We start from the raw sequence: 24,216 nt of genomic DNA on the forward strand, positions 1-24,216 counted from the left end.
CATGAGATCATTTGCAAGTTATATATCGAAACATCTTGCGTCTTTTGCTGCCTTTATCCTGATATTGCTGTTTCTTAACGCAGTAGTATTTAGTCTAACTTTTCAAAAGATTGTGACTGAGGATTATGGAAATTCTTCCCCGCAATCTATGTTGGAAATGACTGCTGCCGCCGCTACACCGGAGCGATTATTAGACAATGCGGTACAAAAGCTCCGGCAGAATCATATTTGGGCAATTTATCTCAACGCTGATGGACAGTGTTATTGGTCGGTTGATTTGCCCGATGAAGTGCCAGAAAGTTACACTATTCAAGATGTCGCATTGTTTTCAAAAGGATATATTGAAGATTATCCGGTTTTTGTCTGGAACACCGATGATGGACTGTTGGTATTGGGTTATCCAAAAGACAGCTATACAAAACTCACCAGCAATTACTATTCCATTTCAGCACTTCGACGGCTCCCCGTCTTTGTGCTTGGAATGTTGGGATTGGATGTACTGTGCCTCTTTTGTGCCTATTATTTCTCCAAACGCAAAATCATCCGTAATACCGAACCGATTGTGTCTGCTGTGGAAACTTTAGCAGACGGAAAGCCGGTTTCACTTCATATCAGCGGCGAACTATCGGAAATTGCCAATAGCGTGAACAAGGCTTCTTCTATTTTAAACAGACAAAATGAGGCGCGGGCGAACTGGATCAGCGGTGTTTCCCATGACATCCGCACACCGCTCTCCATGATTATGGGGTATGCGGGCCGCATTGCGGAAAATGAATCTGCCAGCAAGACCATCCAAGAACAGGCTGAAATAGTACGGAAGCAAAGCGTAAAAATCAAAGAACTGGTGCAGGATTTGAATTTAGTCTCACAGTTGGAATATGAAATGCAGCCACTTCACAAAGAGATGGTTCGCTTATCCAAATTGCTGCGATCCTATGTAGCAGACCTATTGAACATGGGAATTTCCGATAGCTATAATATTGGAATTGAAATTGCTACTGACGCTGAAAACACTATGTTAGAATGTGATGCCAGATTGATTTCACGAGCCGTGAATAATCTTGTTCAAAATAGTATGAAGCACAATCCGCTGGGATGTAGGATTCTGTTATCTTTAAGACGGACGGAAAATGCCATTCAGCTTATTGTGCAAGACGATGGTATAGGACTCTCCGAAGAAAAACTACAAGAACTAAAAGAAAAACCTCATTATTTAGAAAGCACAGATGAGCGCTTAGATCTTCGACATGGGCTGGGGCTTGTTTTGGTTCGACAAATTGTAGCGGCACATGAAGGGACTATGACCATTGACAGTAAGATTAACTGTGGATGTAAAATCATCTTGACTTTTGACTCTATAGATACAATCCCAAAAGCCCACTTGAGTTAAGTCAAAAACATTTTGGATATTTATCACTAGCACAAAAGAAGCCGGAAATCTAAAAAGGTCTCCTGCTTCTTTTGCATCCAAAGACAACTCTGCGAAATACTCCTCTAAAGCTACTGCAATAGATGGGGCGCAAGGTCCTGTGCCAGAAGCACTAAGACCTCGCGCCCTTTGCTTATTCTATCCTAAAAATACTTTGCCAGTTGCTTCAGACCGCGCCGAATACTGTCGCGGACGCGGCTTGAGTCTACACCCTCCGCTGCGGCGATCTCACTCACGCGCATACCCAGGTAATACCGGGCATAGATCCGCTTGGCCTGTTTCTCCGGCAGAGCCATCACAGCCGCATAGAGCTGCTCCCGCAGCTGCTTTTCTTCCAGAAGTATTTCCGGTGTCTGGGGCTTCATCAGGATCGCATTTTCAATGCCGTTGTCGCAGTCCAGGGAGTAATGCGCCTTATAGCGATACATCCTCCGGTCATAGGCAGCTTCTGCACGCTCAGCAGCTCGGATCGTCTCCAGCACATCTTCGGTTACTTCTACAAAGTAATCAGTTTTGTAAACATCGGGATATAGGTCCCTAAGATTGACTTTCTTCATTATGTACCTCCATTTCGATTCACGGGCGATTGACGAGTGAATCGAATGGAGGCGGAGACCGACACCGGCAGACAACCGGGTCATCTCCGAAAAAATGGCAACAAAAAACGCCAGATTTCCGTGAGGGAAAACTGGCGCGCCAAGAACAGCCATTATTATACTGAATTACATGGAACGATAATGCCGATGCAATGTTATGCTTGCCCGGAGGAGGAGCAATGCTTTTTTTAACTGATGTAGATCGTGTGAGCTTTGAAAAAGCAAACGAGACACGGCAAAATAACCTCCAATCGGCTACCGTGTCCCTGCAAGTCGTTATAGGTTTGTGTAAACGCAAAGAAACGGCGGCTCTGATTTCTCAAAACCGCCGCCAAAGTAAGTAGAGTAAGCGCACAAAATCAACCTGCCCAGCTACGGTTTTTTTCTTTCCCCATTGGGCGGGGCAGGCTCTCGTCGTATATTGAAATAAAAAAGGACCGATAACCACAAGTAAATTTACCTTGTGTATTATCGGCTCTGCGTCTGTGCGTCTGGCTCTTGAACGATAGATAAATTTAGTTTTCTTACCGTAATCAGGGTTTCATGTTTGCATTTAGGACAATATAACGGAAAGTTTTCCAGTACTGTATCATCGCGGATTTTCAATCGCGTTTTGCTGCCGCAAAAGGGGCATAAAATCCATTCTATCTTCATGTTATCTTCCTCTGTGCTTGGCTTTCTTCTTTTCCTGCCGTATGGCAAACTGACGGTCTTTCTCAGCCTCTTTCTGCTCACGGCTCTTGGTTTTCCGTTCCAGCTTACATTGCTCATGCTGGAGTTTCAACGCCTGCTGTGCCTTTGTGCCAATGCCTTTATCTTGCAGTTGACTTTGAATTTCGCGCTGCATTCGTTTGGGATTGATTTTTCGCTCTATGACTACTTCGATCTGGATCGGGGGACTGAATTTCAATTTATGCCAATTCTTCAGCAGAAAATCATAGACCTCATACTATACTTAATTCTATTTTCTATTTCTCGACACTAATAACTCTCTGTGCCCACTCACGATAAAATGCTTCTTCATGTGATACGAGCAATACAGTACCCGCAAAATCCATAAGAGCTGATTTCAATGCTTCCTTTGCCTGAACATCCAGATGATTTGTGGGTTCGTCCATAATTAGAAAATTGCAGGGAATCAGTGTTAGCAAACACATTTTTACTTTCGCCTGCTCACCTCCACTTAATGTTCCAATCGCTTGCATTGCGTGCTTACTGGAAATTCCACACCGGGCTAAATGTTTGCGAACATCTTTTATGACCATATCAGGATGGACATTGGAAACAATTTGAATTGGTGTCTGTTCAGGTTCGTCCCATATTAAGTCCTGCTCAAAATATCCAAGGGTAACTTGATCGGAAAATTTGAAATGACCTTGCATGGACGGGATTTGTCCAATTAATGTCTTGAGCAAAGTAGATTTCCCAATTCCATTAAAGCCAGTGATAACAACTTTTTGCCCGCCTTTTATGCTAAAATCAATATCTGATAGAACTGGATAGTGATAACCAACTGCCAGATGTTTGACCAGCAGATGCTCCGTATTTGTCAGCGGTAAAACAGGAAAATGAAAATGAGGAATAATCTCTTTCTGTTCCAAAGCCTCCATTTTGTCCATTCGATCAAGCTGTTTTTGTCGCCCTCTCGCCATTTTTGCTTTTCGTCCAGCAATATTTTTCCTAATAAACTCCTCTGTTTTTTTGATCTCCTTTTGTTGCGCTGAGTATTGACGAATGTAATCTTCCCGCAACAGTGTCTTTTTTCGCAGAAATTCAGAATAAGTGCCATAATACTTTGTTATTGTGTCATTATCTATATCGCAGATACGATTTGCGATTTTATCCAAAAAGTCAAAATCATGGGAAACAACTAAAAAAGCATTTTCCAAAGAGGATAGGTATTCCGCCAGCCATGCAACATGATCTTTATCAAGAAAATTTGTCGGCTCATCTAATAGCAATACATCTGGTTTTTCAAGCAGTAGCTTTGCCAAAATCACTTTTGCTCGCTGGCCGCCACTCATTTCAGCAATCGGACGGTCAAGGCCAATCGCAAGAAGTCCTAACCCATTGGCGACACGATCAATAGCGGTATCTATCGAATAAAAGTCATGGGCTTCAAGCTGTTCCTGATAACGGGCGGCCAGTTCAAGGCTTTTCATATCACCGTCAGCAGCTTTTTCATAGAGCTGCAACGCCTGTGCCTCCATTTCAAATAACTTTGTGAAAGCGGATTTGAGAAATTCTTTCATCGTTAAGGTATGGTCGATTTCCGCATATTGGTCTAAATAGCCAATCGTAGTATTCGGTTGCCAGACAATGCGCCCGCTGTCTGGTATGATCTGCTCTGTACAGATTTTGATTAAAGTGCTTTTGCCGGTTCCGTTCTGCCCGACAATGCCAATATGTTCTCCTTTATTGAGTGTGAAGCCTGCATTTTTGTAAAGCAGGTTTTCACCAAAAGAATGTGTTAGTCCTTCAATTTCTAATAAGCTCATTTTAAAAAAACCTTTCTTAATATATTTGGAAAAAAGAAAAGGCAGAAAGCAGAGATACACAAGTGTATCCGCCTTCTGCCTTTGGCATAGCAACGCCAAAAACAAAAGGCTATGGACAAAACATTGTCCATAGCCTCGTACACATTATAACTGCATGGAAAGCCATTTTCTCAAAATGGGCATAAAATCCCCTTTATGGCTTCCCGATGAAATCGAAATGCGTCATTTATACGCTATACTCTGCACAATGTTTCATCGGTTTGGATTGTACAGAGTTGATTTTCTTTTTACGCTGATCGGTTAAATGAAAGTTCATATCTTGCTCCCCTTTGGAGATATATTTTTATATAGAATAGCACAAACATTCTTCTTTGTCAATCTTATGAAATAATATATCATGTAATATCAAATCATATTACATTGCCTACGCTAACAAAAAAATTGAAGAACTGGACACCCGACGCCAGACCATTTCAAAGGCAATCGCTGAATTGAGCGTTGAAATCATATCTCCCCAGCAGATAAAGAAGTTATCCTATTATCTCGACAACTGGGACAGCATAGATTTTGACGACAAAAGAAAAGCCGCCGATGGTTTGATCTCTACGATCAAGGCCACCAGCGACCGTGTTCAGATAGAGTGGAAAATCTGACATTTCTGCTCTATCGCCCCTCATTTCTATTTTATCTTGTTTGTACCCCTTGTACACCGATGTTTTCTTCACTCAAAGATAGCTTTACAAAATACACCTCTAAGGCTACTACAATAGGTAGGGCGCAAGGTCTTATGCAGAAGCACTTTGAGACCTTGCGCCCTCTGTTATTCTACCCTAAAAATACTTTGCCAGCTGCTTCAGACCACGCCGGATGCTGTCACGGATACGGCTTGGATCTACACCTTCTACTTCGGCAATTTCATTTACCGTCATTCCCAGATAGTATCGGGCATAGATCCGCTTGGCCTGCTTCTCCGGCAGAGCCATCACTGCGGCATAAAGCTTCTCCCGCAGCTGCTTTTCCTCCAGAAGCATTTCCGGTGTCTGGGGCTTCATCAGGATCGCATTTTCAATGCCGTTGTCGCAGTCCAGGGAGTAATGCGCCTTATAGCGATACATCCTCCGGTCATAGGCAGCTTCTGCACGCTCAGCAGCTCGGATCGTCTCCAGCACATCTTCGGTTACTTCTACAAAGTAATCAGTTTTGTAAACATCGGGATATAGGTCCCTAAGATTGACTTTCTTCATTATGTACCTCCATTTCGATTCACGGGCGATTGACGAGTGAATCGAAAGGAGGCGGGGATCGGCAGCGACATACTTCGGGAGGTTTCCCGAAAAATCGACAATAAAAAGCGCCAGCTCCCCGCAATGGGAAACTGGCGCAACAAAAATGACTATGATTCTTCTGTTTTAGTTGGAATGATAATACCGATAGGTAATCATATCTCCCCGGAGGAGGGGCAAGGCTTTTTTTAATTGGTGTAGCTCATGGGTGCTATGAATAACGAAAATTGACATGGCGGTATCCTCCCAAATACCGCCCTCCTGATCGCATGAGCATCGTTGAAAAAGAAACGGCGGCTCTGAAATATGTTATTTCAAAACCGCCGTAAGGCCACTGTATTTTGTTTTGGCGCATAAATACCCAGTCGCCGAAACAACGGTTTTTTTTATTCCCGTTGGGCGACTTTTTTCTTTTAGATTGTTTTGAGTTCCCGACTATAATAAGCTATACCTGCAATTACAATAAGGGCTATACCTGATCCAATCATAATCCACTGCAAGGGAAGAATATCAGCCAAAGGGCCAAACATAGCCATACCAATCGGTAAAAAGCCAGCATACATCGTGCCAAGTAATCCAAATACACGCCCCTGCATAGAGGTGTCCGTTTTTTCTTGTAACATAGTGGTAATTGCTGTTTGCACCATTGTTAATGCGACTCCATAACATACCATTAGGCCAAGGTAAAAAATAAAATTCTTTGAAAAGCCCATTCCGATTGCAAAAGAGCCAAACGCAAAAATTCCAACTGCCAAAGTTTTTCCTCGGTGCTTAAAACCTCCCCATGTACTCATAATAACTCCGCCTGCCATCATACCTGCGAACCCTACTACTTCCACTGCGGTAAGATACCAGTAAGTATCACCGAATACTCGCCGAACAAGAAGTCCTGCAAGATAGCCTGCTGGAACACAAAAGAAAGTGAATAGTCCGTAGATGATTAAAAGCTTTCCAATTAGTTTGTCTGCAAAAGCGTATTTGACGCCAATTTTCATGTCAGAAAAGACGCTGGCCTTCTCAATGGAAGTATTTTGTTTCGGAAGTGCCAAGCAGGACAATAGGCCCGTTCCCAAGATCGCCGTTACAATGTCTATCATAAGCGTCGTTCTCAATGTGCTGATTGCAAAAACTGCACCTGCCGCCGCTGGAGCCGCAAAATTAACAATAGACTGCATTGTTGCATTGATGCCGTTGTACCGCATAAGCTGATCTTCTGGGACAAGCTGTGGGATAACGGCATTGACCGCTGGAGTTTGTATTCCTGCCCCCAAGGATCGTATGACCGACATAACAAGCAAACCGCCGAGCAAAGCAGGCTCCGATGAAATATGCGGAATTGCCAATACCATTACGAAAGTGACAAATGCAATCAGCAGATCTGCGCCTATAATCAATTTTTTTCTGTGGTATCGGTCTGCCCATACGCCGCCTATAAATGAAATGAGAAATTGCGGCAGATAGGAACAGACTGTAAATGCAGCCACCCACACGCCGCTGGATGTCTGCATGGTTGCATACCAAACGAGCGCCATTTGAACAAGCGTAGAGCCAAAGAGTGTGATACATTGACTGGTTAAGAAAAGGAGTATTCTTTTCTGCCAGCCGGTGCGTTGCGTGTCATCCATGTTGTATATCCTCCTGTTTTTTAGGAGGGAGCACAAAGCGCTGCGTGGGATAGCCAAACTCTGTCAGCAATTCTTTTTCGGCAAAACCAAGTTGCAATAGCATATCTCGATGCCCTGTATCGGCCTTGTCCTGTTCTCGAAAGGTTGTTGTGCTGATTTCCTGACCTGGAAGATATGTTTCCAATAAGGCATCCAAGAATAACTTTTGAAGTCCGCGATTTCGATATTGCGGATGTACGCCAAGAAATTCTATACTGCCTGGAGAATAGGTAAATGCCATAGCTCCAATGAGAATATCTCCCTCCCTTAGCACAAGCGCACGCTTTTCGTCAATACTTTCTTCCAGTTTAGCTAAATAGTCATCTTCATCCATTACAGGATACCCATCAATAACAAGCCGCATTAAGTTCATCCAATCGACAATATCTTTCTTTTCTGCTAGCCGAATATCCTGTATTGTAAATTCCATAGCCGTCGTTCTTCGATGTAAAATGAACCGCAACTGCAAAGGATAAAAGCTCCGTTCTTCACGATACTCCGCAGGTGGCGATTTATACATGGCCTTAAAAGCTAATGAAAACGATTGCTGGCTCTCGTATCCGCAGATAAAAGCAATTTCTATAATAGGTTTATCCGAAAAGACCAGAAGCTTTGCCGCCTCTGTAAGCTGGCGGCGTTGCACATAATCATGAATCGTCATTCCTACGGTTTCGGTAAATAGTCGGTGTAAGTGATATTTTGAATAGTGAACAGCCTCCGCAACCGTTTCTAATTCCAGCTTTCCGTCAAGATGACTTTCGATATAGTCAATGACTGCCTCTATGCTGATAACTGATTGATTGCCCATTTATGTTCCCTCCTATTACAATAAATTTGGACAGGAAAGCCGGGCAGCCAGTCCGGCTTTCTTTCCATCTCGTGCCTAAGCTACAATAAGAGGAGCAACTGGCTGACCCTTGCCTCCTTGGGCTTTTATGTCCGTTGGAAAGACTGTTAGCCATCCTCTTGTTGCAGCGTTCGATTTGAGCAGGTTGAGCCACCGGATGCCGGAGAGTTCGTGTCACCCAATAGATTGAATCGGCAGCGAGAAAAGATGGATTTCCGGTTGCAGATTCTTTGTGTTGGAGGAATGTGAATGAACTGCGTTGGCATCGATGTTTCCAAAGGTAAGAGCATGATTGCAGTCATGCGGCCCTTCGGAGAGGTAGTGGTTTCACCCTTTGAAGTGCGCCACACCGCCAGCGAACTGAGCGAGCTGGCAAGGCTGCTCAAAAACCTGGACGGTGAGACCCGCGTGGTGATGGAATCCACGGGCAATTACCATGCGCCGGTGGCCTGGCTGCTCCACGGCGCGGGGTTTTATGTCTCCGTAGTCAATGCAATGCTGGTGCACGACTACGGGAACAACAGTTTAAGACGGGGCAAGACCGACAAGAAGGATGCCGTGAAGCTGGCCAACTACGGCCTTGACCACTGGCTCACACTTCCGAGATATGTTCCGGAAGAGGACACCCGGCTCATGCTGAAGACCTGCTACCGGCAGTACCAGCAGTATTCCAAAGTACAGACCATGCTGAAAAACAACCTGATCTCCCTGCTGGACACCGCTTTCCCAGACGCAAACCGCCTGTTTACCAGTCCGCCCCGCGCCGATGGCAGTGAGAAGTGGGTGGACTTTGTCGCCACTTTTTGGCATTGCGAGTGTGTCTGTGGTCTGTCTAAGAAAGCCTTTACCGCCAAGTACCAGAAGTGGTGCAGAAAGCACGGCTACAATTTCAGCCAAGATAAGGCGTTGGATATTTATGCCTCTGCCTGTGGACGCTTCGGTGTCATGCCGAAAACAAATACGGCAAAACTTTTGGTAGAACAGGCCATTTCCCAACTCCAGACAACTTCCGCCGCATTAGCTGCTCTCAAGCAGGAGATGCAGTCTCTGGCAGCTTCTCTGCCGGAGTATCCTGTAGTGATGGAAATGTTTGGTGTTGGCCCTACACTCGGCCCCCAACTCATAGCTGAAATTGGCGATGTGCGCCGTTTTCATTCCAAGAAAGCGCTGGTGGCCTTTGCAGGCATTGACGCCCCGCCCTACCAATCTGGCCAAATAGATGTCCGCAGCCGCAGCATTTCCAAGAGGGGATCTGCCTCACTGCGCAGGACACTTTTCCTGGTGATGGGCGTCCTCCTGCAATGTGCCCCAATGGATGAGCCGGTCTACCAGTTCATGAACAAGAAACGCTCTGAGGGCAAGCCATACCGTGTCTACATGATGGCATCCGCCAACAAGTTCTTGCGTATCTACTACGCTTCTGTGAAAGCCTATTTGGATTCCCTGGAACACGACTGATTTCCCTGCGCTATACCATCTGGCTGGCCGCCGTTTCGATTTTGAGTTGCTCAGCGGCTTGATTTTGTGTTGCCTTTTTCGCTGCTCCCAAAACCTGAAATTTCTACTTGACTTTTGTTAGCAGGTCTTTCCACAAAATGTGCAGGGGTGGTGCATTTTCTTCTAAGGCGGGACCACCAGCCGCCGGAGAAAATATTTCTTCATCGCTCCATCCCGCGGCTCTTTTTCTTTACCGGCTTCTTATCCGGCAAATTCCACTCTTCCCGAAACTCTGCCACACCTTTGGGATCAAATACCTTCAACTTCTCCAGATCAAAGGCAACGGCAGAATATTTTCCATAACCGGACTGCACCTGATAGGGAAGCACCTTCCCCAATTTGTTCTCTTTGATGAATCGCAGCAGGTCCTTGCTGATGTCACCGGAAATAAACGCCTCTCCGGGGTCCAGGGAATATCCCGGTAGGTTCACCGTCATATCTGCAAACGGTTCTGCTCCATCTTCTGTATGGGTAATCATGCCGATATAAAGCCGCTGATTATTCGCATACATCCCAAGTTGCAGCGATATGGTTTCTTCCCCATATTCCCACTTGAAGGGGACTTTCTTTTCCTCATTCATATCAGATTCCTCCTATCGTATCTGTTCTTTGTGGTCATAAAACAAATCTCCATTTCTGACCTTTGCATGGCTGAGAATCTTGATCTGCCCCTTTGCCTGACTGTCCAGAGCTTTTTCATAGCCTATATCTGACAAAAACAGGCGGGTTCGTTCTCCTTTCCAGCCCACCGGGGAGTCATTCGTCAGCACATCAAAAATAATCATGTGCCGGATGTTCTCCGCAAATCGCTGAAGATCCATGTAGTCATGGCCGTGATAGTTCTGCGCCCCGGCTTTCTGACGCATTTCCTCCATCAGCTGACCGATTGTTTTTCCTTCCTGCATAAAACCCACTTCCTTTCTGTTCTTATAAGACCAGCAAGATCATCTCCCGCAGCTGAGCAAAATAGAGCTTGCCCTGGGGCGTGACCAGCGTGTAGGAACCGGTATGACCGTGGTTGCAGTAGTCTTTGACGCAAAACAGCCCTGCATTTTTCACATTGGCATAAGGCAGCACATTGCCGGATGCCGTGCGGTACACAAACCGCCGTTCTATCAGAAACCGAACAAACCGGCGCTCCGGGACATCCAACTCTTTGGCGGTAGTCCTGAGATTGGTGCTGTGCTTTAAGTCGATGAACAGGTCATAGAAAGCGGCTTTGCCCTCCAGCTGTGCATTTTCCTTACGCAGAGAAATATTCGCTTCACGCTCAGCCAACAAGTCTGAGCAGAGCTTCATCAGAGCCTCCGGGGAAGTGGCAACCTCCCACAGCTTCTCTTTTGTGAGATAGGCCCCGTGCTTACGAATAGTAGGCAGGACCTCATCGAATACCCACCGTTCAAACCGCTCTGCCGATGGCAATTTGCTGTGAACGATCAGGCGGTACAAATCGCCTTCTGGGATAAAAGTCATACTGATTTTGCGGTCGGGGCTTTGTGGGTGAGGTGCGTCGCGTTTCACGACATACCTACAATGGCGGATAATTGCATCGCGGGGATTACTGTACCCCAGCGCAGCAGCCACATCCGTTCCGCTGAACAAGTATTTGCCGTTTTCCTCAATGACACGGATACTGCCAAACTCCGGGTTTTTGAAAATTTCCATCTGGTTCATGTCGTGCCTCCTTTGGCATGATAAAAGGCGGCCTTTACCAGCCGCCTGCGTGCATATCGTGATTGACCAGTGAAGTGTAGTGGTTATTCATGGTGGTAGGCGCATTGAACAGCACCGCAAGCAGGTACTGCTTCATGTTGCGTACCTGGGTGGTATTCTTTTGCAGACAGTCCATGACAAACTCGATGTGGGAGCTGTCCAGTTTCAAAAAACGGGAACGCACGATCTCGTGAGGGAAGTCTGCCCCAGAGATCCGGGTGGTCTTTCGTTTGGCACAGACCGTTTCGACCAACAGCTCTACGATCTCATTCAGGTCATCCAGGTAGAGAGGATAACGCTGCTTCAAGCAGTCATACTCGATATTCTCCAAAATCAACTCCCGATAATTTTCTATCTCTGTGACAGACATCGCATCCCTTCCTTTCCGTTCCGGCGGTCTTGCCGCCGCTGTTTCCCGGAAGGGAATGGAATCGGTACTTGATCCATAAGTAATTGATTTTTCTGTATTTGATTTCTCTATATTTAATTCTGCGGGCTTTTCCATATCCGGTCTTACCATATCCGGGTTTTCCGTATCTGGTGAAGCCGTATCCGGCTGGGACATATCTGGCTGGGGCTGTTCATAGATGACATACTCGGTATCTGTAATCCGCCCACTTTTATCGCGTCTCTGATGGCGCACGATATATCCGGCTCCTTCCAGTTCACGCAGGGCAGCACCGATGGCATCCACGCCTTCCTTACAGATCTTTGCAAGGCCACGGGTAGTGTAATTCCAGTCCTCTGGCAAAGACAGCATCATGGAAAGCAGCCCCTTGGCTTTTAACGACAGATTTGCATTTCGTAAATGATGATTGCTCATCACGGTATAATCACGGGTCCGTTCAATGCGAAAAACGGCCATCGACCTCACTCCTTCCGAATTTTGGGTACAAAAAAACCGCAATCCTCATTTCAAAGAATTGCGGTGTTCAGCGCTTTTCAAATTTTCTTGCATAGAACCAAAACAGCGACTTTTGGGGACGCGCCTCTGTAAATGGCTCCTCCTGGGCGAAAGGAAGTGTTTGCATCACGCGGTCAATATCCGTTGAATCCATGTCATGCTGAGATTTGCAATCTTCCCGGATTGCTTCTTGAATTTCCTTTACCGTACACATAGTCATTCCTTTCCTTTCGTTGTATGGGTTTATGAGCGGCGGCGTTTTCCCGGTTTGAAATCGAGGATATGTCCCTCAATCACACGAGCGTAACGCTTGATTTTGATCTCCCGGCGCTGTTGACTTTGCAGGGCGGCCTGATACCCGTCCTCAGTCAAAAACAACCGCATTTCATCTCCGGGGCTGCCGTAAGCAGTGCTGGGACGCAGGACGGAAAACTCGATCATCCAGCGGGTATTATCCCAAAACCTCTCTACGGCGAGAATGTTGTGTCCTTTCAGCTCACGGGCTGAAATATCCCTCATAGGCGGCTCCTTTCATCGTTCCTGGTCTCTCTGACGCTTTTTCTGCCATGCCTCCAGCAGCTTGATAATGGTTTCCTGCATCCGCTGGGGCGTATAGCTTTTGGGGAAATATTTCCGCAAAGTGTCGGAGGTAAATGTCACTCGGTCCAGATCACTTTTCTTTTCCTCACCCATGATGACACGCATCATATCGAGGGTCAGATGCCCCTCCTGGCTGTATTTCTTGAGCCGCTGGGCTTGGGAAAGGGAAGGGGTAGCCTGTTCACTGTCCATCGCGTCCAGTAGGTCTATCTGTTCTTCCTTTTTGAGAAAGGACAGCTCATAAGCAGGGTTCAGGGCAATCTTCTTTTCATCCACCATATCCATCAATTCAGGAATCAGCTCTGTCAGACGGATAAATCTCTTAATCTGTGATTTGCTATCTGGACTGTTCTCCGCGATTTTTTCTGCCGCAGTCAACTTCGGCCCAACTTGGGCCGAAGTTAAATCCGTCCTGGCTCCTTGGTGCTTAATGGCATCCAGCTTCATTTTATAAGCAAATGCTCTTTCACTGGGGAGCAGGCTTTCTCGTTGTAAATTGCTGTCAACCATAATGATTGTAGCGGCATCATCATCCAAATCCCGAACAATGACCGGCATGGTCTCCTTTTCTGCCAGTTCACTGGCTCTGTGCCGCCTGTGTCCGGCTACCAGCTCATAACCGCCCTCCGGGTCCGGTCGGGCAATGGCCGGAACCAGAACGCCATACTGCTTGATACTGTCAGCAGTCTCCATCATGGCTTCGTCATCCCTGACTTTGAATGGGTGGTTCTTAAACGGATGCAGTTCAGACAACGGAATTTCCTGAATCTTTTCCAGCTTTGCATCCTGGCGGCCTTCTTCGGTGGAGAACAGATCATCTACCGATGCCAGCTCTATTTTTTTCGCGCTGCTTTTCAAGTTTCAACACCTCCTTCGTCAGATTTTTGTAGCCCTCTGCCACCTTGCCGCCGGGATCATGGGCAAAAATGCTTTTTCCCTCGGCGCTGATTTCCTTTGCCCGGACAGAATGGGGAATCTCTGTGCCGAATACTTTGATCTTGCTGCCATAGGTCTCTCGCAAAAGTGCGGAAATCTCTTTGGCAAAGTTGGTTCGGCTGTCAACCATCGTCAGCAGGATACCGTCTATCTGGAGCTTGGGGTTGATCTGCCGCTTTACCTTGTTTACCGTGGAGAGCAGCTGTTCCAGCCCTTTGGCGGGCAGATACTCCGCCTGAACGGGAATTATGATCCTGTTTGCAGCGGCCAGCGCATTGACTGTGAGCATCCCCAGGGAGGGCTGGCAGTCGATGAGGATATGGGAGTATTGCCCCTTCAGCGTGTCCAGATATTGCCGCAAGATAGTCTCACGACTCATGGCATTTACCAGGGATACTTCCATACCGGATAACTGGATGTCCGCAGGCATCAGGTCTACACCCTCTGGGTGGTGCAGGATACCCTCGCCGGGACGAAGCGGCTCATCCATCAGGATACGCCCCATAGCGTCCGACAGCGTAAAGGGCAGCTTGTCCGGTTGTGGATTGCCCAGGCTGATAGTCAGGCTTCCTTGCGGGTCTCCGTCGATCAGCAGAACTTTCTTTCCGGCCTGCGCCAAACCGATTCCAAGATTGGCACAGGTGGTGGTTTTGCCAACGCCGCCCTTCTGGTTGGCAATGGCAATGATTTGCGTGTTCATTGACTTCACCTCATTTCTAATTGTTTCTGTTGCTTCTGGAAATAGAAAAAGCCGCCACTCCAAAATAAAAAGTGAAGTGACGGCTCTTTCTATCGCCGGAATACGAGTTCCTGAAATGAAAAAAGCACCCAGTCATTTTATACTGAGTGCTGTATCAAATTCATATTCAATTATTCAAATTAGGTCAAACTATGCCAAACTGCCACAGCCAAAAACGAGGGGAAAGAGGGCTGAAAAGTAGCCCCCAAAACACCCACAAAATCGGCTCTCGGTTAACCACTTTGGGCACCACTTGACCCTCTTTTTGCCCTCTTTTTGGCCGGTTAACCACTTGCGGACCACTAAAAATTGGGTGAAAACGGCTCTCGTTTTGCTAAATTTGGTCAAACTATATCAGCCCGTTTAGATACAGTAAAACCCCGGAAAACCTTGATTTTCCGGGGTTTTTGAACCATTTTGATACGGTTTGAACAGCAGATTATCTCTTGCTGAACTGAGGCGCGCGACGTGCAGCCTTGAGACCGTACTTCTTACGTTCTTTCATACGTGGATCACGTGTTAAGAATCCAGCAGCTTTAAGAACTGGTCTGTAATCGTTGTCTGCCTGAAGAAGGGCTCTTGCAACACCATGTCTGATGGCACCAGCCTGTCCTGTGTATCCACCACCATGAACGTTAACTAATACGTCGAATTTGCCTTCTGTTTCTGTTGCAGTTAAAGGCTGACGAACGATAACTTTCAGTGTATCTAATCCAAAATATTCATCGATATCTCTTTTATTGATTGTGATCTTACCGGTTCCAGGTACAAGATAAACTCTTGCGATTGATTTTTTTCTTCTTCCTGTTCCGTAGAATTTTGCGCTAGCCAATGTTTTCTACCTCCTAATTAAAATGTTAAAGCTTCTGGTTTCTGAGCTTCATGTTTGTGTTCCGGTCCTGCATATACGAAAAGTTTCTTGTACATGCTTCTTCCTAAAGGTCCTTTTGGAAGCATACCTTTAACTGCGAGCTCGATAACTCTCTCAGGTTTCTTTGCTAACATTTCTTTTAATGTGGTTTCTCTCATACCACCTACATAATCGGAGTGATTGTAGTAGATTTTCTGCTCTAATTTCTTACCTGTAACTTTGATCTTGTCAGCGTTTACGATGATTACATAATCACCTGTGTCTACGTGTGGTGTAAACTGTGGTTTATTCTTTCCTCTTAAAACGCTTGCTACTCCGGAAGCCAGACGGCCAAGAGTGCATCCATCAGCGTCAACTACATACCATTTTCTTTCGATTTTATCTGGATTAGCCATATAAGTCTGCATGGTTTTACCTCCTGTTATTTATCAACGATAGTTTAATTAACCGCGGAATTTCCCGCGAATATAAGTTATTGGAAACGCCGGTGCTAAAAAACGCGGAAATGTCCGAAACCGCTGATAAATACTTTCGCCTGGGCTATTGGCTTAAGCATTTCGCACTACGTCACATTTGGTTATTATATTATAATGACCTGTTTCTGTCAATAGATTTTATGTCGTTTTTTCAACTTTTTTCGTTACTCCCCCTTTTTTTATTTTCTAGTCAAAAAATTCAATTCCCATTAATGTGAGTCCCTGCGCCGGTGCTGTCGGGCCTGCCATTTCGCGGTTGCAGGCTTCCAGGATCGTTTTTACTCTTTCCGGCGGGTACTGTCCGTTTCCTACCTCAATCAGGGTTCCGGAAATGATGCGGACCATGTTGTAGAGGAATCCTGTTCCTGTCACACGAATGGTTACGATGTCTCCATCACGCCATACATCAATTCCTGTCACTGTACGGATGGTGGTTTTCACCTGTGCTTTTGCGCCGCAGAAAGAGGCAAAATCATGCTGTCCGATCAGATATGAGGTTGCAGCCTTCATCTTATCTACGTCTAATTTGTAGTGATAGAAATAGGTGTATAACCGCTCTGTAGGAACCGGAAATTTACGATTCAGGATGCGGTATTCATATGTTTTCTCGCTGTCACAGTAACGAGGATGGAAATCCGGTTCTACTTCTTCAGAAAGCTGAATACGGATATCCTCAGGAAGCCGCTGGTTAAGTGCATAAGAAATTTTTTCTCCGGGGATACGAGTGTTAGTGTCAAATACCGCCACGTTTCCCATAGCATGAACACCTGCGTCTGTACGGCTTGCGCCAATCGTTTCTATTTTTTCACCAAGAAGTTCTGACAAGGTATCATTTAATACCCCCTGCACGGTAATTCCGTTTGGCTGTGTCTGCCATCCACAGTAATTTGTACCGTCATATGCAACTACAAGTCCAATTCTTTTCATCTGTTTTCCTCCAATAAATTCTGATAGAGATGACACAAAATTTTATCCAGAAGTTTTTATCGTATCTGGTATAAACAATATGCTGCAACCCTTTCTATAGGATCACAGCATATAAATTATTATGATGTCAAACTCAAAAACTTTTCAAACATGCCTGCTGGAGCATACTTGAAAAAAATCTGAAAAATTTGACACAATACCATTTTTTAAATTCCAACGATTCTAAATACAATCGCAATTCCCAGATAAGCAAACATCACCACATACGCAATATAGTCTCTGCTTTCATAATGCAGAGGTTTCATCTGGGTTCTGTTGTCTCCGCCGTGATAGCATCTTGCTTCCATCGCCATTGCCAGATCGTTGGCTCTGCGGAATGCGGAAATAAACAGCGGTACCAGAAGTGGAATCATGTTCTTAGCTTTCTGGATCAGATTTCCGTTTTCAAAATCTGCGCCACGTGCAATCTGTGCTTTCATGATCTTATCTGTCTCTTCAAGAAGAATCGGGATAAATCTTAATGCAATGGACATCATCATGGCAATCTCATGGATTGGTACATGAAGTTTATTCAGTGGTCTGAGCAGACGTTCCAAACCGTCTGTAAGCTGATTTGGCGTGGTTGTCAGTGTCATAACGGAAGAACCAATCACAAGATAAGTCAGGCGGATAGCCATTCTTCCGGCAAGTTTCAGGCCTTCTTCTGTTACATGAAAGATTCCCCACTGCCAGAGAACTTTTCCTGGAGTCAGCAGGATGTTAAATACTACAGTGATCATAAGCAGCATTACGATTGCTTTCAGTCCCTTGAACATGAATTTCGGCGGAACTTTTGAGATTATGATCATGCCTGCCAGAAATAAAGTTGCTACTGCATATCCCGGAAATGTATGAAATACAAATACAGAAATAATAAATACAAGTGTACCTACCAGCTTCGCTCTTGGGTCCATTCTGTGAAGAACAGATTTGGCAGGATAGTACTGTCCTAATGTAATGTCTCGGATCATGCTTCCTGTCCTCCCTTATTTTCCTTCTCATCTGTACGGAGCAGCTTCTCCGGAGCAGTCTTTTTCAGCACTGCCAGAATATTCTCTTTCGCTTCCTCCACCGTAGTTGCGGTCACATCTACATCCAGTCCTTTTTCTTTGAGAGCATGCATGATATATGTGATCTGAGGAGCTGCAAGTCCCATAGCTTCCAGTTCTCTGTAATGGGCAAATACTGCCTTCGGCGCATCATCATAGGCTATTTCTCCATCATTGACTACGATCAGTCTCTCCGCATATTTGGCAATATCCTCCATACTGTGAGATACAAGGATAATCGTAATTCCTCTTACTTTATGAAGCTCTGCAATCTGATCAAGGATATCATCCCGCCCTTTCGGATCCAGACCTGCAGTCGGCTCGTCCAGAATGAGAATTTTCGGGTTCATAGCCAGAACTCCGGCAATCGCAACTCGTTTCTTCTGTCCACCTGAAAGTTCAAACGGGGATTTGCTATAATTTTCTTCCTTAAAACCTACATGCTGCAATGCTTTCTTAGCTTCTACTTCTGCCTCTTCTCTGGACAGTCCCTGATTCATCGGTCCAAAGCAGACATCAGAAAGGACATCATTCTCGAAAAGCTGATGCTCCGGATACTGAAATACCAGGCCTACCTCACTTCGCAGTGCACGGCGGTCGTATTTCTCTCCCCAGATATCCTCTCCATTGTATGTGATCGTACCGGAAGTCGGACGGATCAGTGCATTAAAATGCTGGATCAGGGTAGACTTTCCGCTTCCTGTATGCCCGATAATTCCAATAAACTGTCCATCCGGAATAGAAAGATTTACATCTTTTAGTGCATGGATTTCATAAGCAGTTCCCGGACTGTAAGTGTATGTTACATTCTTTAATTCTATAGACATAAGGCATTCACCAGCTCCTCTGTAGTCAGTATTCCCTCCGGAATATCCACTCCGGCTTTATGAAGTTCATGTGCCAGAAGTGTTACCTGTGGCACATCCAGTCTGTATTCCTTCAGAGTCTCCACCTGAGAAAAAATCTCCTTCGGTGTTCCCTGCATCACTACTTCTCCGCTGTCCATCACATATACTTTATCTGCGCGTACAACCTCTTCCATATAGTGTGTGATCAGAATTACAGTCACTCCCTCTTGCTTATTAAGATCACTGACTGCCTCCAGAACTTCCTTTCGTCCATTCGGATCAAGCATCGCAGTTGGCTCATCCAGAATGATGCATTTCGGACGCATTGCCATCACACCGGCAATAGCAACTCTCTGCTTCTGACCTCCGGAAAGCTTATTCGGAGAATGATAACGATAAGAGGTCATGCCTGTCTTTTTCAGGCTCTCATCTACTCGCTCCCAGATTTTCTCTGTCGGCACTCCCATGTTCTCCGGTCCGAAACCTACATCTTCTTCTACCACAGTTCCTATGATCTGATTGTCAGGATTCTGAAAAACCATGCCCGCTTTCTGGCGGACTTTCCATAATTCCGGCTCTTTAGACGTGTCAATCCCATCTACCCATAACGTCCCTTCCGTCGGAATGAGAAGCGCATTCAAATGCTTTGCAAGAGTAGATTTTCCAGAACCATTATGTCCCAGAATAGCCACGAATTGTCCGGCTTCAATGTCCAGGTTTACATCATTGACAGCACGCTGCGTATCCTGCACGTTGCCATCTTCATCATACTTGAGATAGTCAAATCCCAGCTTGAACGCCTTGATAATTCCCATAATATTTTTGTCCTCGTATTTGTATTCACTGTCCATTTTATTCTCAGAAAATGTACTCTGCAATCAACGGACAGCAACTATTCAGTAACATTTTATTTTCTCAGGCTTCTTCAGTAGCTGCCAGTCCGGTCAACTCATCGATCAGAGTCCAGATTTCATCTCTTCCCTGCTTTGTTTCAGCGGAAAAAGGAATGATGATGCCATCTTTGCTCAGCTTCAGCCCTTCTTTGATTGCTTTGATATTCTTCTGAACCTGGCTTCGTTTGAGCTTGTCAAGCTTGGTCGCTATAATGATCGGCTCATAACCATTATTCAGGATCCAGTCATACATCATCTTGTCATTTGCAGATGGATCATGACGGATGTCAATGAGAAGAAAAACAGCTTTGAGATCTTTGGATGTATGAAGATATCTCTCGATCATCTTGCCCCATTTTTCTTTCTCAGACTGTGAAACCTTTGCATATCCATAGCCAGGCAGGTCTACCAGATACATAGTTTCATTGATATTGTAAAAGTTAATGGTCTGTGTTTTTCCCGGCTGCGCACTTGTTCTGGCAAGAGATTTCCGATTCATCAGTCCGTTGATCAGAGATGATTTTCCTACATTTGATTTTCCTGCAAATGCAACCTCCGGTCTGTTGGTATCCGGAAGCTTACTGGTGATGCCACAGACGATATCTAATGATACATTCTTAATAACCATTGATTTCCTCGCTTTTATTTTCACAGCAAAGAGTCAGTCATTTCCCAGACTGGCTCTTTGTTTGCTGTTCACTTCGATTCTGAGTAATGCTCTTTATCATTACTGTGTTATCAGGATACAAGTGCTTTATTCAGTACTTCTTTCATAGAACTTACAAATGTGATAGTAAGTCCGTCTGTGATTTCTTTATCTAATTCCTGAATATCCGGCTTATTCTCTGCCGGTACTAATACTTCTTTGATCTTCGCATATTTTGCGGCAAGAAGTTTCTCTTTTAAACCACCGATTGGAAGTACTCTTCCTCTCAGTGTAATCTCACCGGTCATGGCAAGGTCTGCTCTTACCGGCTTCTTGATAATAGCGGAAAGAATGGCAGTTGCCATGGTAATACCCGCGGATGGTCCGTCTTTTGGCACTGCTCCCTCCGGAATGTGCACATGAATATCGTTTTCCTGGAAAAATTCCGGTTCTACTTTATAATCTGAAGCAATGGAGCGAATGTAAGTGATTCCCGCCTGTGCAGACTCCTTCATCACATCGCCAAGCTGTCCGGTAAGCATCAGCTCGCCTTTTCCTGGCATTACATTGACCTCGATCTGAAGTGTATCTCCACCTACCTGTGTCCATGCAAGACCACGTGAAATACCAATCTCATCTTTCTTATTTGCCATAAGATAATTGAAATGTTCTTTTCCAAGAAAATCTGACAGGTTCTTAGAAGTAACTGTGACTTTTTTCTTATCTTCTTCCATGATCAATCGCGCAGTTTTTCTGCAGATCTGACCAATGGTTCTCTCCAGATTTCGAACTCCGGCTTCTTTTGTATAATTATTGATGATCTTCTTAAGGGCTGCTGTCTGAATCGTCAACTTTCCTTTCTCGATACCATTCTCTTCCATCTGTTTTGGAATCAGATGTTCTTTTGCAATGTGCTCTTTCTCATTCTCTGTGTAGCCTGCGATCTCGATCAGTTCCATACGGTCAAGAAGAGGTCTCGGGATTCCCTGAACATCATTTGCAGTGGCAATAAACAGTACCTCTGAGAGATCCTGTGGAACTTCTATATAATGATCCAGAAATCTGCTGTTCTGCTCCGGATCAAGTACCTCAAGAAGCGCTGCTGAGGTATCTCCTTTGTAATCACTGCTGGTCTTATCGATTTCATCAAGAAGCATCAGTGGATTACTTACGCCTGCCTGCTGTAATGCAGCTGTGATTCTACCTGGCATAGCACCTACATAAGTTTTTCTGTGACCACGGATCTCTGCCTCATCTCGTACACCGCCCAGACAGATGCGCACATATTTCTTATGCATAGCTTCTGCAATGGACTTGGCAATAGATGTCTTACCTGTTCCCGGAGGTCCCACGAGACAGAGAATCGGGCTTTTCCCTTTATGTGTCAGTTTACGGACAGAAAGGAATTCCATCACGCGCTCTTTTACATCTTTTAATCCGTAATGACCATCCTGGAGTACTTTCCAGGCTTCTTTCAGATCATCGGAATCCACAGATTTCTTATCCCATGGAAGCGACAGCATTGTCTCAATATAACCACGGAGTACCGCATTCTCAGAAACATTGGTGTTGGTATTCTTAAATCTCTCGATCTCCTTGCTGATCTTCTCTTTTACTTCATCACTGGCCTGAAGCTCCTGAAGCTTCTTCTTAAACTCCTCTGCATCATCTGCAGTATTGTCTTCTCCCAGTTCTTCACGGATCAGTTTCAGCTGTTCTCTTAGAATATATTCTCTCTGATTCTTATCGACTCTGGCTTTCACTTTCTTCTGAAGATCTCTGCCAATCTGCATGATCTCAATCTCATTACTTAAGATCGCACCCAGAACTTCATAGCGTTCTTCCAGTGTCAGTGCTTCCAGAATCTTCTGTTTATTCTGATAAGACAGCGGAATATTTACCGCGATCTGCTCAACAAGTTCCTCTATATTCTCTATATTTAAAATCTGTGCTACCAGCTCTTTGCTGACTTTTCCATTCTCCATGCAGTATCTGTGGAATAATTCTTTCAGACTTCTGTGCATGGCTTCCATCACTGGCTCAGGCATCTGCATTTCTTCTTCATCAACCGGTGTGATCTCAGTTTTGATAAATGGAAATTCCTGCTCAAATTTCACAAGTGTGGCGCGTCCTGTTCCTTCTACGAGTACGCGCAGAAGGTTCTGAGGAAGTTTCACAACCTGTTTGATATAAGCGACAGTTCCCACGCGGTACACACCTGCCAGATCCGGTGTCTCCACCTCAGGATCAATCTGTGTTACCAGAAAAATCTTCTGGTCATGAAGCATGGCTGCTTCAATCGCCTTGACAGAGCGTTCCCGGCTTACATCAAAATGAACGATCATCCCCGGAAGAATCGTTGTTCCCCTGAGGGCGATCGCCGGCAGCACCATATTCTGATTTGTCATTTATTGTTCAGTCCCTTTCATCAGGCTGTTTCCGGCTTGTCTTTCTTATGTGTCCGGGACGATCTTCTGCTTCCGGCTGTCTTCGCCTTTGCAGGAGCTTCTCCGCGGACGATCTCCGGCTCACCGGTGCCTTCTACTACATCTTTTGTAATTATGCACTTACGAATTGTATCATCTGACGGAATCTTATACATCAGATCCATCAGTGAACCTTCCATGATTGCACGAAGTCCTCTGGCTCCAGTCTTACGTTCCAGAGATTTCTTCGCAACAAGCTGCAGCGCATCATCTTCGAAATTAAGCTCAACGCCATCCAGCTCAAATAATTTATGATACTGTTTGGTAAGTGAGTTCTTCGGCTCTTTCAGAATGCTGATCAGTGCATTCTCATCAAGCGCATCCAGAGTTACAACTACCGGCACACGTCCGATAAACTCAGGAATCAGACCGAATTTGATAAAGTCTTCCGGCATTACATCCTTCAGAACTTCTCCTACATTCCTCTCTTCTTTTACGGAAACTTCTGCTCCAAAACCGATAGACTTGGTGTCCTGTCTGGACTCAATGATCTTCTCGATTCCGTCAAAAGCACCACCACAGATAAACAGGATATTGGTCGTATCAATCTGGATGAATTCCTGATGCGGATGCTTACGTCCACCCTGCGGAGGAACGCTTGCAACTGTTCCCTCAAGGATTTTTAAGAGAGCCTGCTGTACACCTTCTCCTGAAACATCACGTGTAATAGATGCATTTTCAGATTTTCTCGTGATCTTATCAATCTCGTCGATATAGATAATTCCATACTGTGCACGCTCAATGTCATAATCTGCCGCCTGAATGATCTTGAGAAGAATATTCTCAACATCTTCACCTACATAACCGGCCTCTGTCAGTGTTGTGGCATCTGCGATAGCAAATGGTACATTCAGAAGTCTTGCAAGTGTCTGGGCGAGTAATGTCTTACCGGAACCTGTTGGGCCAAGCATCAGAATATTACTCTTCTGAAGCTCTACCTCGGAATTTCTGGATGCAAGGATTCTCTTGTAGTGATTATAAACAGCAACGGCAAGAGCTTTCTTCGCAGCATCCTGTCCGATTACATAATCATCCAGAACTGCATGGATTTCTTCCGGTTTCAGAAGATTGATATCAGAGTTCATGATTTCACTGTCATCATAAGGATTTAATTCCTCTTCCATGATTTCTGAACAGATCCCAATACATTCATCACAAATGAATGCTTTACCATCCGGACCTGCGATCAGTTTTCTTACCTGGTCTTCTGTCTTCTGGCAAAAGGAACATCTTATTTTTCCTTCTCTCATCTTTTCTGCCATGAATTTATGTCTA

General features: G+C 45.2%; 26 protein-coding genes and 1 pseudogene. 3 read left to right on the forward strand and 24 right to left on the reverse strand.

The genetic code is table 11. The features are described from left to right. The first annotated feature begins 1 nt into the window (after position 1). Positions 2 to 1,390, forward strand: coding sequence for a HAMP domain-containing sensor histidine kinase (locus WKT11_RS14540; RefSeq protein ID WP_006775168.1), 1,389 nt, complete (start codon positions 2 to 4; stop codon positions 1,388 to 1,390). A gap of 182 nt (positions 1,391 to 1,572) precedes the next feature. On the opposite strand, the gene WKT11_RS14545 is transcribed toward WKT11_RS14540, so the two are convergent. The 5 genes and pseudogenes from WKT11_RS14545 to WKT11_RS14570 all read right to left on the reverse strand — a co-directional run bounded on the left by WKT11_RS14545 (position 1,573) and on the right by WKT11_RS14570 (position 5,767). Next, complete coding sequence (locus WKT11_RS14545; protein ID WP_006775169.1) at positions 1,573 to 1,986, reverse strand: sigma factor-like helix-turn-helix DNA-binding protein; 414 nt, start codon at positions 1,984 to 1,986, stop codon at positions 1,573 to 1,575. Positions 1,987 to 2,493: 507 nt separating this feature from the next. Next, positions 2,494 to 2,679, reverse strand: a complete 186-nt coding sequence (locus WKT11_RS14550) for a cysteine-rich KTR domain-containing protein (protein ID WP_117510411.1) — start codon at positions 2,677 to 2,679, stop codon at positions 2,494 to 2,496. Position 2,680: 1 nt separating this feature from the next. Next, positions 2,681 to 2,974, reverse strand: a pseudogene (locus WKT11_RS14555) (YjdF family protein); the annotation flags it as partial. Positions 2,975 to 2,993: 19 nt separating this feature from the next. Continuing rightward, positions 2,994 to 4,523, reverse strand: a complete 1,530-nt coding sequence (locus WKT11_RS14560) for an ABC-F family ATP-binding cassette domain-containing protein (RefSeq protein ID WP_005342725.1) — start codon at positions 4,521 to 4,523, stop codon at positions 2,994 to 2,996. Positions 4,524 to 5,353: 830 nt separating this feature from the next. Continuing rightward, positions 5,354 to 5,767: a sigma-70 family RNA polymerase sigma factor gene (locus WKT11_RS14570; RefSeq protein ID WP_024739072.1), complete on the reverse strand. Its 414-nt coding sequence runs from the start codon at positions 5,765 to 5,767 to the stop codon at positions 5,354 to 5,356. Positions 5,768 to 5,803: 36 nt separating this feature from the next. Between WKT11_RS14570 and WKT11_RS14575 the strand changes: the two genes are divergently transcribed. Continuing rightward, on the forward strand, positions 5,804 to 5,998 hold the full coding sequence (locus WKT11_RS14575) for a hypothetical protein (RefSeq protein WP_024739073.1): 195 nt from the start codon (positions 5,804 to 5,806) through the stop codon (positions 5,996 to 5,998). A gap of 221 nt (positions 5,999 to 6,219) precedes the next feature. Here the strand turns inward: WKT11_RS14575 and WKT11_RS14580 are convergent, their stop codons facing one another. After that, positions 6,220 to 7,431: an MFS transporter gene (locus tag WKT11_RS14580; protein WP_024739074.1), complete on the reverse strand. Its 1,212-nt coding sequence runs from the start codon at positions 7,429 to 7,431 to the stop codon at positions 6,220 to 6,222. Beyond that, a complete protein-coding gene (locus tag WKT11_RS14585) occupies positions 7,424 to 8,278 on the reverse strand; it encodes a GNAT family N-acetyltransferase (protein WP_117552926.1) in 855 nt (284 codons plus the stop codon). The genes WKT11_RS14580 and WKT11_RS14585 overlap by 8 nt, the downstream gene beginning before the upstream one ends. Positions 8,279 to 8,566: 288 nt before the next feature. Between WKT11_RS14585 and WKT11_RS14590 the strand changes: the two genes are divergently transcribed. Next, positions 8,567 to 9,775 (forward strand): IS110 family transposase, encoded by a 1,209-nt coding sequence (locus tag WKT11_RS14590; protein ID WP_007862439.1) that lies wholly within the window; start codon positions 8,567 to 8,569, stop codon positions 9,773 to 9,775. Positions 9,776 to 9,975: 200 nt separating this feature from the next. On the opposite strand, the gene WKT11_RS14595 is transcribed toward WKT11_RS14590, so the two are convergent. From WKT11_RS14595 to clpX, 17 genes are all read right to left on the reverse strand, one after another. Next, a complete protein-coding gene (locus WKT11_RS14595; protein WP_006775630.1) occupies positions 9,976 to 10,395 on the reverse strand; it encodes a DUF4313 domain-containing protein in 420 nt (139 codons plus the stop codon). Between the two features lie 12 nt (positions 10,396 to 10,407). Beyond that, the gene (locus WKT11_RS14600; RefSeq protein ID WP_117677243.1) at positions 10,408 to 10,719 is read right to left on the reverse strand and encodes a DUF5720 family protein; all 312 of its coding nucleotides are present in this window, start codon (positions 10,717 to 10,719) and stop codon (positions 10,408 to 10,410) included. A 22-nt stretch (positions 10,720 to 10,741) separates the two neighbouring features. Further along, positions 10,742 to 11,488: a BRO family protein gene (locus tag WKT11_RS14605; protein ID WP_006775628.1), complete on the reverse strand. Its 747-nt coding sequence runs from the start codon at positions 11,486 to 11,488 to the stop codon at positions 10,742 to 10,744. Between the two features lie 34 nt (positions 11,489 to 11,522). After that, a complete protein-coding gene (locus WKT11_RS14610; protein WP_006775627.1) occupies positions 11,523 to 12,392 on the reverse strand; it encodes a DUF6017 domain-containing protein in 870 nt (289 codons plus the stop codon). Positions 12,393 to 12,459: 67 nt separating this feature from the next. Continuing rightward, a complete protein-coding gene (locus WKT11_RS14615; protein WP_445291949.1) occupies positions 12,460 to 12,651 on the reverse strand; it encodes a hypothetical protein in 192 nt (63 codons plus the stop codon). Positions 12,652 to 12,674: 23 nt separating this feature from the next. After that, positions 12,675 to 12,950, reverse strand: coding sequence for a DUF5720 family protein (locus WKT11_RS14620; RefSeq protein ID WP_006775625.1), 276 nt, complete (start codon positions 12,948 to 12,950; stop codon positions 12,675 to 12,677). Between the two features lie 12 nt (positions 12,951 to 12,962). Further along, positions 12,963 to 13,889 (reverse strand): ParB/RepB/Spo0J family partition protein, encoded by a 927-nt coding sequence (locus WKT11_RS14625; protein WP_006775624.1) that lies wholly within the window; start codon positions 13,887 to 13,889, stop codon positions 12,963 to 12,965. Then, positions 13,846 to 14,667: a ParA family protein gene (locus WKT11_RS14630; protein ID WP_024738648.1), complete on the reverse strand. Its 822-nt coding sequence runs from the start codon at positions 14,665 to 14,667 to the stop codon at positions 13,846 to 13,848. Before WKT11_RS14630 ends, WKT11_RS14625 begins: the two co-directional genes overlap by 44 nt. 478 nt (positions 14,668 to 15,145) lie before the next feature. Then, positions 15,146 to 15,538 (reverse strand): 30S ribosomal protein S9, encoded by a 393-nt coding sequence (gene rpsI, locus WKT11_RS14635; RefSeq protein ID WP_117677245.1) that lies wholly within the window; start codon positions 15,536 to 15,538, stop codon positions 15,146 to 15,148. Between the two features lie 17 nt (positions 15,539 to 15,555). Beyond that, positions 15,556 to 15,984 (reverse strand): 50S ribosomal protein L13, encoded by a 429-nt coding sequence (rplM, locus tag WKT11_RS14640; protein ID WP_117677246.1) that lies wholly within the window; start codon positions 15,982 to 15,984, stop codon positions 15,556 to 15,558. A 255-nt stretch (positions 15,985 to 16,239) separates the two neighbouring features. After that, entirely contained in the window at positions 16,240 to 16,980 is a 741-nt protein-coding gene (truA, locus tag WKT11_RS14645) for a tRNA pseudouridine(38-40) synthase TruA (protein WP_008705977.1), read from the reverse strand. Positions 16,981 to 17,186: 206 nt separating this feature from the next. Beyond that, positions 17,187 to 17,990: an energy-coupling factor transporter transmembrane component T family protein gene (locus WKT11_RS14650; protein ID WP_117677247.1), complete on the reverse strand. Its 804-nt coding sequence runs from the start codon at positions 17,988 to 17,990 to the stop codon at positions 17,187 to 17,189. Further along, on the reverse strand, positions 17,987 to 18,895 hold the full coding sequence (locus WKT11_RS14655; RefSeq protein ID WP_117677248.1) for an energy-coupling factor transporter ATPase: 909 nt from the start codon (positions 18,893 to 18,895) through the stop codon (positions 17,987 to 17,989). The genes WKT11_RS14650 and WKT11_RS14655 overlap by 4 nt, the downstream gene beginning before the upstream one ends. After that, positions 18,886 to 19,731, reverse strand: coding sequence for an energy-coupling factor transporter ATPase (locus WKT11_RS14660; protein ID WP_117677277.1), 846 nt, complete (start codon positions 19,729 to 19,731; stop codon positions 18,886 to 18,888). The genes WKT11_RS14655 and WKT11_RS14660 overlap by 10 nt, the downstream gene beginning before the upstream one ends. A gap of 100 nt (positions 19,732 to 19,831) precedes the next feature. After that, complete coding sequence (gene yihA / locus WKT11_RS14665) at positions 19,832 to 20,437, reverse strand: ribosome biogenesis GTP-binding protein YihA/YsxC (protein WP_117677249.1); 606 nt, start codon at positions 20,435 to 20,437, stop codon at positions 19,832 to 19,834. A 110-nt stretch (positions 20,438 to 20,547) separates the two neighbouring features. Further along, positions 20,548 to 22,863, reverse strand: a complete 2,316-nt coding sequence (lon, locus tag WKT11_RS14670; RefSeq protein ID WP_117677250.1) for an endopeptidase La — start codon at positions 22,861 to 22,863, stop codon at positions 20,548 to 20,550. A 20-nt stretch (positions 22,864 to 22,883) separates the two neighbouring features. Further along, positions 22,884 to 24,203, reverse strand: a complete 1,320-nt coding sequence (gene clpX, locus WKT11_RS14675) for an ATP-dependent Clp protease ATP-binding subunit ClpX (protein WP_117677251.1) — start codon at positions 24,201 to 24,203, stop codon at positions 22,884 to 22,886. Positions 24,204 to 24,216 lie beyond the last annotated feature (13 nt).

Source organism: Blautia sp. HCN-1074 (assembly GCF_037890165.1).
GTDB lineage: Bacteria > Bacillota > Clostridia > Lachnospirales > Lachnospiraceae > Blautia_A.